The sequence below is a fragment of the Myroides sp. WP-1 genome (genome assembly GCF_014145635.1).
GTDB lineage: Bacteria > Bacteroidota > Bacteroidia > Flavobacteriales > Flavobacteriaceae > Flavobacterium.
The window spans coordinates 274,368-287,696 of the sequence record NZ_JACHTC010000004.1 but is presented as its reverse complement, the minus strand read 5'-3'; the positions used below and the strand labels follow the sequence as shown (position 1 = coordinate 287,696).

Annotated in this window: 14 protein-coding genes; 7 read left to right on the top strand and 7 right to left on the bottom strand. The window is 35.3% G+C overall.

Translation table 11 applies throughout. The features are described from left to right. Nucleotides 1–11: 11 nt before the first annotated feature. Both H4K33_RS06335 and H4K33_RS06330 read right to left on the bottom strand, forming a co-directional pair. Nucleotides 12–1,136: an FAD-dependent monooxygenase gene (locus H4K33_RS06335; protein WP_182647622.1), complete on the bottom strand. Its 1,125-nt coding sequence runs from the start codon at nt 1,134–1,136 to the stop codon at nt 12–14. Between the two features lie 95 nt (nt 1,137–1,231). Further along, complete coding sequence (locus tag H4K33_RS06330) at nt 1,232–3,040, bottom strand: gliding motility-associated C-terminal domain-containing protein (protein WP_182647621.1); 1,809 nt, start codon at nt 3,038–3,040, stop codon at nt 1,232–1,234. 690 nt (nt 3,041–3,730) lie between these two features. On the opposite strand from H4K33_RS06330, the gene H4K33_RS06325 reads away from it, so the two are divergent. The 4 genes from H4K33_RS06325 to H4K33_RS06310 are packed head-to-tail and all read left to right on the top strand — an operon-like array spanning nt 3,731 to nt 6,408. Next, nucleotides 3,731–4,348: a hypothetical protein gene (locus H4K33_RS06325; RefSeq protein WP_182647620.1), complete on the top strand. Its 618-nt coding sequence runs from the start codon at nt 3,731–3,733 to the stop codon at nt 4,346–4,348. 19 nt (nt 4,349–4,367) lie between these two features. After that, a complete protein-coding gene (locus H4K33_RS06320; RefSeq protein ID WP_182647619.1) occupies nt 4,368–5,006 on the top strand; it encodes a hypothetical protein in 639 nt (212 codons plus the stop codon). Then, nucleotides 4,976–5,743: a sensor histidine kinase gene (locus H4K33_RS06315; protein ID WP_182647618.1), complete on the top strand. Its 768-nt coding sequence runs from the start codon at nt 4,976–4,978 to the stop codon at nt 5,741–5,743. The genes H4K33_RS06320 and H4K33_RS06315 overlap by 31 nt, the downstream gene beginning before the upstream one ends. Beyond that, nucleotides 5,740–6,408, top strand: a complete 669-nt coding sequence (locus tag H4K33_RS06310) for a response regulator transcription factor (protein WP_182647617.1) — start codon at nt 5,740–5,742, stop codon at nt 6,406–6,408. Before H4K33_RS06315 ends, H4K33_RS06310 begins: the two co-directional genes overlap by 4 nt. 48 nt (nt 6,409–6,456) lie before the next feature. On the opposite strand, the gene H4K33_RS06305 is transcribed toward H4K33_RS06310, so the two are convergent. Further along, nucleotides 6,457–7,293 carry a S9 family peptidase gene (locus H4K33_RS06305; RefSeq protein ID WP_182647616.1) on the bottom strand — a complete coding sequence of 279 codons (837 nt, stop codon included), beginning with the start codon at nt 7,291–7,293 and terminating at the stop codon, nt 6,457–6,459. 112 nt (nt 7,294–7,405) lie between these two features. Here H4K33_RS06305 and H4K33_RS06300 point away from each other — a divergent pair, with 112 nt between their 5' ends. Beyond that, on the top strand, nt 7,406–7,975 hold the full coding sequence (locus H4K33_RS06300; RefSeq protein ID WP_182647615.1) for a hypothetical protein: 570 nt from the start codon (nt 7,406–7,408) through the stop codon (nt 7,973–7,975). A 251-nt stretch (nt 7,976–8,226) separates the two neighbouring features. Here H4K33_RS06300 and guaB read toward each other — a convergent pair whose 3' ends face one another. Next, nucleotides 8,227–9,699 (bottom strand): IMP dehydrogenase, encoded by a 1,473-nt coding sequence (gene guaB / locus H4K33_RS06295; protein WP_182647614.1) that lies wholly within the window; start codon nt 9,697–9,699, stop codon nt 8,227–8,229. Nucleotides 9,700–9,757: 58 nt separating this feature from the next. Further along, complete coding sequence (locus tag H4K33_RS06290; RefSeq protein WP_182647613.1) at nt 9,758–10,624, bottom strand: hydroxymethylglutaryl-CoA lyase; 867 nt, start codon at nt 10,622–10,624, stop codon at nt 9,758–9,760. A 190-nt stretch (nt 10,625–10,814) separates the two neighbouring features. Between H4K33_RS06290 and H4K33_RS06285 the strand changes: the two genes are divergently transcribed. Continuing rightward, complete coding sequence (locus tag H4K33_RS06285; RefSeq protein WP_182647612.1) at nt 10,815–11,582, top strand: enhanced serine sensitivity protein SseB; 768 nt, start codon at nt 10,815–10,817, stop codon at nt 11,580–11,582. Nucleotides 11,583–11,585: 3 nt separating this feature from the next. Then, nucleotides 11,586–12,245, top strand: a complete 660-nt coding sequence (locus H4K33_RS06280) for a chloramphenicol acetyltransferase (RefSeq protein ID WP_182647611.1) — start codon at nt 11,586–11,588, stop codon at nt 12,243–12,245. 78 nt (nt 12,246–12,323) lie between these two features. Here the strand turns inward: H4K33_RS06280 and H4K33_RS06275 are convergent, their stop codons facing one another. Next, nucleotides 12,324–12,860: a hypothetical protein gene (locus H4K33_RS06275; RefSeq protein WP_182647610.1), complete on the bottom strand. Its 537-nt coding sequence runs from the start codon at nt 12,858–12,860 to the stop codon at nt 12,324–12,326. A gap of 12 nt (nt 12,861–12,872) precedes the next feature. Continuing rightward, nucleotides 12,873–13,289 (bottom strand): hydrolase, encoded by a 417-nt coding sequence (locus tag H4K33_RS06270; protein ID WP_255493584.1) that lies wholly within the window; start codon nt 13,287–13,289, stop codon nt 12,873–12,875. Nucleotides 13,290–13,329: the final 40 nt, after the last annotated feature.

Sequence of the window (13,329 nt, the reverse complement as noted above, 5' to 3'; positions counted from 1 at the left end):
GGTAGAAAAACTCATAAACGTTGTAGCTCGAACATTTTTTTGATTTGTTGTTTTTTCATCGCAGCAGGCAATAAACGAAAAGATAAATTGCGCAAATAAACTCCTACCGGATTTCTCCATTGGGCTACTTGCCCCAGCCTCCAACTGTCGCGAACAATAGCATGTGCCTTAGCTTGACGAATAGCAGGGAATTGCTGTAAAGCCTCTTCTAAAGGATGAATTTCCAGTAACTTACTAATAACATAAACATCTTCAATAGCCTGACAAGCTCCTTGTCCGAGATTGGGCGTAGTTGCATGAGCGGCATCTCCCAACAGGCAAACCTTATCTTTATACCAAATTGAAAAGGGGCTTACATCATATATTTTATCGCAATGAATCACTTCTTTGGGCGTTTGGCCAATCATATCTTGTACCCATAGTGGACATCCTGTTATATAAGCCTCTACGGTTGTATTTGATTTATACAAATCCTCATCTACCAAGAAATACCAATATACTTGTTGGTCTTCTAATTCAACAAAACCAAAACGCTTGCCTTTTCCCCAACTCTCTATAGCTACATTTTTATATTTTTCAGGTAATTGAAAAGAAAGAACTCCACGCCAACACACTTGTTTCGCATCGCGTAGCGGATGAGATCCAAAAAACAACTGACGTACTTGCGAACGCAATCCATCAACGCCCATTACATATTCATGTGTAGCAGTTGTTTGATCTGTAAAACACAAGGTGTATTGTCCGTTTTCTTTATAGCCCTCTTCCAATCGCTTGTTTAATTGAATGTGTTCTCTTCCAACAGCCTCCAATAACACCTGATGTAGCGCACTTCGACGAATGGCAATATTTGCCAATTGATACTTTTGTTCAAAGAAACTTAAAGAGGTTTGATCGAGGACTCGCAAAGCCAAATCCGTTAGTAATACAGTGGAAATTCTCGTTCCTTTCTCATTGAGTTGATCCGCAATTCCCAAATGTCGATATACTTGCATCGCATTATTAGCGATTGCAATTCCTGCTCCAACAGGTTTAATCTCCGCTGTTGCCTCGTATACTACAAAGGGAATTTTCGCTTTTTTTAATGCAATTGCCAAAGTTAAACCTCCAATTCCTGCACCTATAATCGCAACTTTCATGATGATCTGTATTTGAAAAGGAAAGATAAGAGTATTTCTGTTAACCTACCTCAATATCGATACACTTTTCTATGGTGGAAACACAAACTTGTGCGTTAGAATTCGCGCATTAGCTGAACCCACCCTGTAAATTCTTCTCCCTTATTGGTATGGATCTGATAAAAATAAGTACCCGATGGCAATAGACTTCCACTATCTGATTGTCCTTCCCATTCTTTGGTATAATTTGATTTGCGATAGACCCTTTTTCCATAGCGATTGAAAATCTGAAGATAGACACCGCCGAAATTTTCTAAATCGAAATAATCATTGAGCTTATCGCCTTGAGGAGAAATACCTCTAGGAATAAAACACAATGATTGTGCATCATTCAAAGTGAGTGTTGTCGATGCACTACATCCTTTTTCATCTACTATTGTTAACTCAATGACATTTGCGTTTTCACCAAGTAAGTGGGGATAACTAGAAACATTCAATCGAGGTTTATTCTCTTCTACAGCGTGTTGATTAATAAACCATTGAAATGAGGTAGAAGAAGAATAAGAAGATTCATGCGCTTCCACATATAAATTATTCTTTAAACAATAATACTCCAAACGAGGAATTTTTGCATGTTTCACCTCAACAGTTTTAGATACAGTCAAAGCGCAATATTCAGCTAAGGGAGTAAACGTATACGTTGTTGTTTTTCTAAAATCGATTGCCGGAGACCACGTACCTTCTATGCCATTATTGGACACTACGGGAAGTTCAAAAACGGTTCCGTTACAAACGAAAGCAGGAAGATCAAAAACAGGTTCAACTTTCTTGTTCACTACAATAGTAACCGTTTTGGGTAAAACACAATGTCCTTGTTCTGGTGTAAATGTATAGTCAGTCGTTTCACTTGTATTGGGTTCGGGAAACCAACTACCGTGATAGCCATTTTCGGAGATTATAGGAAGTTCTAGAGGCGCTCCCTCGCAGAGGCTAGTTGGCAGAGTAAATAAGGGTTCGATATAAGGTTCTTTTACTTCAACAGTTAAGGTTGCTGTATCAGCTAAAACGTCATCAGGCGTAAAAACATACGTAGTTGTTTGTTGATTATTTATCGCGGGAGACCAGGTTCCTGTATGACCTTCCTTCGATTGTTCGGGGAGTTGAAAATCTTCTCCTTTGCAAATTGAAGCAATAGGATCAAAGGTTGGAGTTTGACTAATAACAGCTACATCATCAATATAGTAATAGGCTCTAATTTCTTGATTTTGTGCAAGAGGATCTTCTTCTAATAGTGTATTTTCATCATCAAAAAAATTGCCAATCACAAAATAAGTGGCGCCTGAATTTTGAGGTGTATAAGTTAAAGATATAAGTACCCAACCAAATCTTTGAGTAACTACCTCCGTATTGTTCGCATCTGGAATGGCATCAATCACATCATTAGTACTTTGACTAAAAGAAGTATCGTAAAACTTCACCCCAAAATTGTTCGATGCAAAACGACTTTTCCTCGCCAACGACACATAAAAACGAATTTCATAGCGGTGTCCTGCGCGTAGTGGTTCACTCAATTTGCCTTGAATATATTCTCGCTTAGCATTGGGAGAATACAACAACACCCCAACCATACTCTCTCCAGTTCGAGGAGGGCGATTACCTAAATTAGAATTGGAAACACTTAAAGGATGTAAAACACATCGAGTATCGAGACTTGTATGATAAATATCTGGTGTTCCGCCTGTCGGTGCTGTCCAATCTACAATCGCCTGGTTAAAAGCTTGTGAACTTTGATAATAGTTACACAACAAATTAGTTTCATTCACAATTTCAAAGCTAGGATTCAGTACATTGTTTCTTTGACCATAAGCCAATTCAACTATTAGTCCCAAAAATAAAAAAAGTAAAATAGCACGTGTGGATCTCATAACCAGTTATTTAATTTAAAGGTAGTTTTTTTTAAAATAAATACTAATTATTTCTTAATAAAAACAAAAACATATCCAAATAAAAAGAGTGCAGTAGTAAAACTAAAGCACTCTTTCCTCAAGATATTAAAACTTGTTGTGGGGATCTAATTGAAATATAAATTTAATCTAACAAGTAAAGCTCACATAGACACATTCAAAACAAACAACAAACATATTTTGCATCCCACTGCTCAACACACCACTTTTTGATTCATTCTTGGAGCTTTACTGTTGATTTAATTCATTCTATCGTAAAGTTTTTACGGTGATAAAGCTTGTTCTTTTCAGCTCATCAACAAAACAAAAGTAAATGAGTTAAAGTAAAAAAGTTATAGGGTAACTCCTCATTTTTACAGATGGAGGTTTTCCCTCCCAATAATTTACCTTCCAAAAGTACCCTACGTTAAGTATAAACACGAAAAGTTAAACGAAAAATAAAAAAAAATAAAAAAAACACCACAAACCCATTATTTTATAAAATTTTTAAAAAAACAAAACATTTTTATACTATTTCATTTACTATTTATTTATACATAAAGGATAAAAAAACATAATTTTTACTTAAATTTGTTAGCATTAATAGTTCAAAGTCCCATTAATTTATCTGTAATTTTCTTTTTTATATAATAAAAATTAAATAATTAAAGTATGGAATCAAATCACTTAAAAACAGTAAAAGATTTACATTGGGTATACCAAAGTATGGTTAATTGGGCCAGTTTTTCCTCAGATAGAGCTGAACTAAAGGCAATCGCTGATATGGACTACGACACATTTTTCTTTTTACAGGGAAAAATAAATAAGACCGATAATATACACGCGTATTTTGGGTACTACAATGATCGTTTATACATTCATTTTATTCCGAGTTCTATCGACGTTACAAGTTCTTTTACCGATAAAACAATTATTCCTGTTGAATTACACAGTTGTATCGTAACAAAGAAAAGTGCAAACAAAGCACCTATACAAAAAAATGATGCAGAAATACGAATGCTTAAATGGGATGATCGAGTATATCGAAACCAAATCTTAGACACAGCAACTTTTTTCCAACTTTTTTGGATTCCCAACGAAAACTTTCAAGACAATACTCCTCTCATGATAAATTTCGGAATTCACAATGGTGAGGTTGATTTAGTACTCACTCAAATGAGCACAATGAACAATTATTTAGATACTTGTAAACCTATTCCTCCTTTTAAACCAACATTAATACAAAGTCAATTTGCCCTATTAGATCAAATAAAGATATGGAGTATTTAGTAGCTTAAAATAAAATAGTATGCTTGAATTTGTAACTTATCTAGCCGATTTTATTCCAATTGTATTAGTAATACTCATTGCCTATGTATTAACAAAAAAACCGTATGATCTATATAAGAAAGCCTTAATAGGCTATCTTGCGACTGGTCTATGTTTTTATTTACTTGGAGAAATACTAGGTAGAATACAGGGAAACAATCTTGTATTGATTCCCATTTTTGGTGCAATCGAACTAGGTTGGTTCTCATACATATACTTTTACTATACGCGAAAGACTATTTTTCTATACAGCAATATTCCGGTTTTAATTTGTTTATTTTACGAATTAAACCGGATTGATTTTCTTACGTTAAACCAATTACAATCCTATACAAGGAGTATTGCTGCTCTAACCTTGTGTATCTTTACTTTAGGGTATTCTTATAGCTTATTGAAATACAAATGGAAAAACTACAATGCAAATGTTTTTGTATTTAATGCTTCCTTACTCATTTATGCTTCTTTTACCTGTATCTATTACCTTCCTCTTCAACTATTAGTTAGTGGAAATCCTACTAAGATCTTGGTGTTTTGGATGGTTAATAGCTTGATCACTTTCATATTTTACATTTTAATGACTAATGCACTATGCCATATCCCAAAGAAAATGAGTATGTAATTTTGAGTTGGCTGATTATTGGATTATTTCTTGTTTTTCTTATCAGTCTTGCCTTTCTTATTCTCTTAAAAGCTAATCATAAAAAACACGTAGATACGAAACAGAAAATACGAACACTCAATCAACAACACGCTGAAAAACTGCAGCGCTCTTCTTTAGACATTCAAGAAAAAGAAAGACAAAGAATAGGAAGCGACTTGCATGACTCAGTTATTAATTCGCTGAATGTCTTATTTTTAAAATCTCAAATGGTTCAAGATGAACAAATCCTCATTGATGGGATTCAGGAGACTATTTCGCTAACTCGACGCATTTCGCATGGATTAAATCCTCCGCTTTTGGCATATGCTTCACTCGAAAACTTAGTCAAAGACTTATTTCAACAGTGGGCGATCTTCTATACATTGAACATATACATCAATAAACAGACAATCCTAGACCTATCTACAGAACAAAAGATGCATATCTTACGCATTATACAAGAACTGATCAACAATGTATACAAACACGCAAAGGCAAGTGAAATTGACTTTCATTTGCGGCTATCGAACGATTCGGTGGCTTTTGTAGTTCGAGATAATGGTCGGGGATTTCCTACTAGAGAGACAAGTTGTGGATTGGGTATACAAAACATACAACTTAGAACAACGCTTTTACAAGCAACTTATAAATACAAACAAAACGTTTCTTCAGGAACAACTTTTATATTCGTAATGCCTTTAAAACTAAATACATGAAAATAAACATTTCACTTGTTGATGATGAAACACTTATCACAGAGTTATTAACTAATTTCTTACAACAAGACGCTGCAATTGAGGTATTAGCAGCTTATAACAAAGGAGAAGACTTCCTAAATGCACTTGAACAACAAATTGCATTGCCTGATCTGTTTGTTTTTGACTATCGAATAGGTGATACAGATGGATTAGAACTTTTAAAAAAAATGCGCCAAAGAGGAATCAATATACCCGTAATTCTGTTGTCCTCTCACTACAACGACAGCTTAATTAGCTTTATTGTAAAAACAGGATTTGCAGCCTTTTTACCCAAAAATATTAAACCTACAATACTCATTGAAGTTATACATGAAGTTTATACTAAGGGATTTTACTTGCTTCCTGCCCAATTTGAACAATTGAGAGAGCAAATACTCATTAAAAACCAACCCTTAACCACAGATTTAAAACTAGCCTTAAGTGAGAGAGAAATAGAAGTACTCCAACTCATCGCCCAACAAAAAACAGGGAAAGAAATTGCCGATATTTTATTTCTTTCACCCAAAACAGTAGAAGGTCATAAAAATAGTCTTTTCATAAAAACAGGAGCTAAAAATGTCGTTGGTTTGATCGTGTATGGCGTGCAAAACAAATTACTTTCTATTGACGAGATTGCACTTTAAATTACACCTCCATTCTAATCATTCAAGCAATCGAAAAAAAACAACCCCTTAATTTTTTTTCATAAATTCGATTGTGCGATCCACAACTCGCTGTAAATCCGAAGGCAATAGCTTCTCCTCGTATGGATGTCGTGCTCCAAACACGTGATCTGCTCCTTCTACTATAAACAGGTCTGAATCTTTTATCCACAAGTGCAATAATTCTGCTTCTTTAACGCCTACCGCTTGATCTTCAGTACCATTAATTAACAACACCGGTTTTCTCAAATTTTGAGCAGCGTATTGTATCGTCAAAGCCTGTTCATTGACTTCAAAATCCGTCCAAAAAGAAAAATAATGAGGCATTTGCTGTTTGGTACGTCCATTCATACTGTAAAAAACGCCCTCGCTCTTCCATTGTTCAAAATTGTCACGTTGTGGAAAGCGCTTTTTAAAATCCGCTACACCAGCCCATGAAATGGCTCCAGTAACTTGCTCATTGTAATAAGCCTGTAACAAAACTGCCCCTCCGCCTCTACTATGCCCAATTAAAAATACACGAGATGCGTCAACAAAGGGTTGCTTGCTATAAAAATCAATGACAGCCGCAATATCCTTTTGTTCTTGGCTATAGGTATTCCTTCCAAAAGCATCTAAATCTACAAATTCATTCGGGTGATCTATTGTAGTTCCATTTAGAGAGAAGTTAAATTTTGCTACCACAAAACCTGCTTGAGCAATTGTTTTCATTGCTAAATTCCAAGCCCCCCAATCTTTAAAACCTTTATACCCGTGGCAAAATAAAACCAACGGTTGTTTGGCCTCAGCTGTATAATAGCAGTCTGCCAAAATCTTCGGTGAATTTTCATTGGAGATAACATCCGTTACATGAGTAAGTACTTGCATACATCGTATTTTTAACAATTTTATCGTTTTCTTTAAAACATTATTAAGTATTCAAATTTTAATTTAGCGAATACCAAATCTTTTTATTAATCAATAAACTATATAGTAAAAAATGAAACGTATTAATCTATTAAAACTAAATTCAACGCTCGCTGTTTTTTCTATTCTGTCTTGCTTTAGTCTATTTTCTTTATCAGTAACAGGATTCGCGCAAGAGAAAAAACAATTTACAACAAAAAATAAGACTTTCGCTTACGAAGTATCAAAAGAAACCACAGCGGATGATCTTACAGCAATTGAAAAAGAAATAAACGCTGAAAAAGTAGCTACGTTGCATTTTTCCAACGTGAAGCGCAATGAGAAGAATGAAATCATAGGTATCACAACTCAATTCAATGATAAAAGAGGATCTTCTCAAAAGAAAAGTGAATACAACTCACAGGGAATTCGTCCCTTTGCTGTAAAAATTCACGAGAATGCCGAGGGGTATAAATACTTAGAAATAGCCAACAGTACCGAAGGTTTAGCTACAACAACTGCGACTCCATTACTAAATGATTTACTTTCAGATGAAAGCAGCGATAATTTTGACTTCGGCGAATCTGATATGATGGAAATGATGAAAGCTATGCAACAACAAGAGGAACTAATAAAAAAAATGTTTGAAGAAAAGGGAAAATAGAAAGAGTAAATCGCAGTGAAACGGAGATTCATCGAACACCAAATAGTAAGACGATGAGAGTTATGATCAAGCGAAAAGGCAAATAGTAAATTTTGCTAAAATAGATTGAGACTTTCTTAAAACGAGAAATCTCCAACAACAAAAAAAAGACAAAAAAAAACGCCTTTACAAAAGTAAAGGCGTTTTTCTATTGCACACAAAAAAGCTATAACAGAGCGTTATAGCTTTTTATATTTAGTAAATCCGAAAAATTATCTTGAATAATTCGGAGCTGATTTTGTAATAGTAATATTATGCGGGTGGCTTTCTCCAATACCTGAAGCAGTCAATTGCACAAAACGAGCTACTTCTTGTAGCGTCGGAATATCTTTTGCACCACAGTACCCCATACCTGCACGTAAACCACCGATAAATTGTAACATACTTTCGTTTAATTCTCCTTTGTATGGAACGCGACCTTCAATTCCTTCTGGAACTAATTTTTTCACATCATCCTCTACATCTTGGAAATAACGATCTTTAGACCCTTGCTTCATTGCAGCTACAGATCCCATTCCGCGATATGCCTTGAATTTTCTTCCTTCAAAGATAATTGTTTCCCCTGGAGATTCTTTGGTACCAGCAAGCATCGATCCTAACATAACACAGTCAGCACCCGCTCCGATAGCCTTAGGGATATCACCTGTATAGCGTAAACCACCATCTCCGATAACAGGAACACCTGTTCCTTTTAATGCAGCTGCAACTTCCATTATTGCAGAAAATTGAGGAAATCCAACACCTGCTACAACACGTGTAGTACAAATTGATCCAGGACCAATTCCTACTTTTACAGCATCAGCACCTGCTTCTACTAAGTATAAAGCAGCTTCTGGCGTAGCAATATTACCTACAACTACATCAATTTCCGGGAAAGCTTGTTTAACTGATTTCAATGCACCTACAACACCTTGTGAATGTCCGTGAGCAGTATCGATAATTAAAGCGTCAACACCTGCTTTTACTAAAGCTGTTGCACGCTCTACCGTATCCGCTGTAACACCTAAAGCCGCTGCAACGCGTAAACGACCAAATTGATCTTTATTTGCATTGGGTTTTAATGTCAATTTAGTGATATCTCTAAATGTAATTAACCCCACCAATTTATAATCTGTATTGACTACAGGTAATTTCTCAATTTTATTTTCTTGTAAAATACCTTCTGCTTGCTCTAATGTCGTTCCTTCCGCAGCAGTTACAAGATTTTCTTTTGTCATTACCTCTGTAATAGGTTTTGCATTTTCCTTTTCAAAACGCATATCTCTGTTCGTGATAATACCTTTTAAAACGCCATGTTCATCTACCACCGGAATTCCTCCAATACTATACTCTGCCATAGCTTTTTTTGCATCCCCTACTGTTGCTGTCAAAGGTAGCGTTACAGGATCGATAATCATTCCTGATTCTGCGCGCTTCACTTTTCGAACTTCCTTCGCTTGCTCTTCAATGGTCATATTTTTATGGATTACTCCAATTCCTCCTTCTCGAGCAATAGCAATAGCCATTTCGCTTTCTGTTACCGTATCCATCGCCGCAGATACAATTGGAACATTAAGCGTAATATTTCTTGAAAAATTTGTTTTTAAACTTACCTCGCGTGGTAAAACTTCCGAATAATTTGGAACTAAAAGAACATCATCGTAAGTTAATCCTTGACCGATGATTTTGGTTGTGTGTGCTTTCATGTGCAATTGTAGTTGAATTGCACGCAAATTTAGTTTTTTTTATTCAGCTAAAAAAATCCTAGTGGTAAAAATTAAAAACTTTTAACGCTTCGTTATACGCGCTTTCAAAAGACATCGCACTTAAATTAGTATCTATCTTATTTGCAGTGAAGTAACTCAACATCTTTTCAGTTGGCATATTTCCAGTCAAATCATCTTTTGCCATCGGACATCCTCCATACCCTTTAATTGCTCCATCATAACGCAAACAACCTGCTTTATACGCTGCATCAATCTTCTCAAACCACGAGTCTGGTGTTGTGTGTAAATGTGCTCCAAATTCAATTTCTGGATAAGCGGGAATTAAATTGCTATACAAATAATCGATCACTTCTGGAGTAGAACTCCCAACCGTATCTGATAGAGAGAGAATCTTTACTCCCATCTTGGCCAAGCGCTCTGTCCATTCCCCTACGATATCCACATTCCATGGATCCCCATAAGGATTACCAAAGCCCATTGAAAGATAGGCCACAACCTCTTTATCCGTTTTATTGGCAATTTCTAATATCTCTTGTAGTGTCACCAAAGACTCCGCAATGGTTTTATGTGTATTTCGCATCTGAAAATTCTCAGAAATAGAAAAAGGAAAACCTAAATATTGAATCTCACGGTGTTCCGCTGCCTCTTCAGCACCTCTTGTATTAGCGATAATTGCCAATAGCTTACTCTGTGTCTTACTCAAATCTAATTGAGCTAACACCTCAGCAGTATCTTGCATTTGAGGAATGGCTTTTGCCGACACAAAACTTCCGAAATCAATTGTATCAAACCCTACACGCAATAAAGCCTGTAAGTACTGTACTTTTTTTTCTGTCGGTATAAACATTTTAATGCCTTGCATCGCATCGCGAGGACATTCTATAATTTTTACTGTTGGTTTCATAGTGCTCCAAAGATAGAAGAAAGCAATAAATTCTCAAAAACAAAATGAAAATTTAAAACAGCTGAGATTCTATAGCTGAGTCAAAACTATATACCTACTTGAAACACCCCCATACAATCTTTAAGATTATTTTAAAGTATTTAAAGTAGAATTAATTGTAAGTTTGAGGAGCAAAGACAAATTAGGTACTATGACTCAATCAACACAGGTAAAGATCAATAAAAGCTTACCTTTAGCAGATATTATAGAAAAAGCAGGGACAATAAAAGAATATCGCACTGTTTTTTACGAAAAATTTTTAAAAAACGACATTTATGTTTTGGTAAAAGAAGGCTATAATGCCAACAAGGAAGCCAATAGTTTCAACGCCAATGCGCCTATTATTACTTTTGAAAATCAACAAATCCCTGTTTTTACCGAGCCAAAGCACATCTATGATCAAGGAGCGATCCAAGATGAGATGAACTACATGAAAGTAAACGGAAGAGCCTTTTTAGAATTAGCAATGGGACATACTATTGTTGTTAATCCTTTTTCTAAAGTATACAAAGAACTTGTTCCCAATGAAGTAGCAGACATGCTAAATGGATCTATTTTCAACTTTATCCAAGACGATGTTGCTCATATTCACATGCAGGTACTCATTGGCAAACCAGAAGTAGAACCTACCGCTTTATTAGAGGACTTAAAAAAGACTTTCGCCTCTATTGCTACAGTTTCTTCTGCTTATTTAGGATGGACCTTTAATGAGCGTATTGACAAAAAACCGCACTATATTTTTGCAGTAGAATGCGCAGTAAAAAACGGTGCTGAATTTAAAGAAATTGCGGATGTAATCTCTAACTTATGCAAACCTCATCTGAAGAAAGAAGAGTATATTGACATTATTCGCTTGGAGCCCAACGGTAATTTCAGTGACTTCTTCTACAAAGAGGATCAACCTTTTTACACAAAATAAACGATGTCACAACTTCCTACGTTCACTCCTATCGATCGAGAAACATGGAATCGAACCCCTTATTACGACTACTACCGCAATGTTCTAAAAACGAAATATACGGTTAGTATTAAAATTGATATTACAATCCTCATCGGTCTATACAAAAGGAATGAATACAAATTCTTTCCGTGTTTTCTCTATGCCATTATGCGAGCCTTAAACAATAGTGAAGCGCTTCGAACTTGTATACACGAAGGCCAATTAGGTACATGGGATTATCTATCTCCCCAGTTTACACTCTTTCATGAAGATGATAAAACCTTCTCGGATCTTTGGAGTGACTATCACCCCAATTTCAACATCTTTCATCAAAACATTCTAAACGATATCGAACGCTATAAAAATGTAAAGGGAATCAAGGTAAAACCTGGACTCCCTTCTAATTTTGTTCCTATATCTTGTGTTCCTTGGATCAGCTTCGAAAGCATTAGCCAAGATACTTCACATGATTCTGATTTTTTAAAACCCATTATTCGATTTGGTAAATTTTACCAAGAACAAGAAAAAACACTGATTCCACTGTCTATCTATGTCAATCATGCGATAGCTGATGGTTATCACACCTCTGAGTTTTTAAATGACCTACAATACATTGTCAATGACGCCGAAAGTTGGTTATAAGGTGAAGTACAATGAGATTTCTTTTTAAAGCGAGTATATACTCTATTCTAGTTAAATCTGCTGTTAACCGTTATTCACTTAAAAAAGCTCTTCTTCTCCTTCGATTGCCTGATCTGAATTAATCAACTGAAGATCAATTGTTTTAGCTGCAGTAAACTTAATTTCATCTTTAAATTTAAGCACCATTCCTTTTTCTACATTCAATTGCCATCCGTCTTTGAGGTAGATTGTTTTTGTTTTATCGCTTTCAAGCACAATACTCTTTTCTTGTTGTGGCAAGAAAATTTCAGCTTCTTTGCCATCTTTCGAAAAGAGTGCAAAGCAACTTACTTCGTTATTTTCCAAATCATTCTCTTGGCTTCCTTCATCTTCAATGGGATTAAGACGAAATCCTACTTCAAAAACGCGGACGCAATCTGTAAGTAAGTAACTATAGCGATAACCCGCAGAATAAGCGCATCCATACCCGTCCTCATCTCCTATTACTGTGGTTCCTCCATCAGTTGCAACTGTTTTATCTCGTTCAGATTTATGCTTATTATCCTTTAAAATAAAATCACAAGAAACTAAACTAACAGCTAAGAGTACTCCTAATACCAGTCCAATTTTTCTCATCCTATTATTTTTTTAGTGTGTTGAATACAAAACAGTTTCTATAGTTGAAAAATTAGTTGGTTTTGCTGGATCGTAAAAGTATTTAATCAATACTTCTCCGTGAACTTCTCCAGAGTAAAAATCAGCAATAATCCATCGATGATTAATAAACTGAACTTTATTAATAATACACTTTTGTCCGTTCATTGCACCATAAGGTACTAGGGGATTACCTGTTTCAAGGTGGTTAAGTGCTAAAATTTCTTCGCGGATTTTGTCAACATCCTGATCAAGAGTTTGAAAATTGAAATACTCTTGTGCATCGTTATTGTAATCTAACGTGAAGTATTTCGCATCGTTTAATTCTTTAGAAGCTAATTTCAAAGAATCTCGCACAATTGCAATGCGCTTGTGGGCTATTTCGATTTTCTTTTCTTCAGACTTCATCATATTACGATTTGTATTGTACAACAAGGCTATGATTAAGATT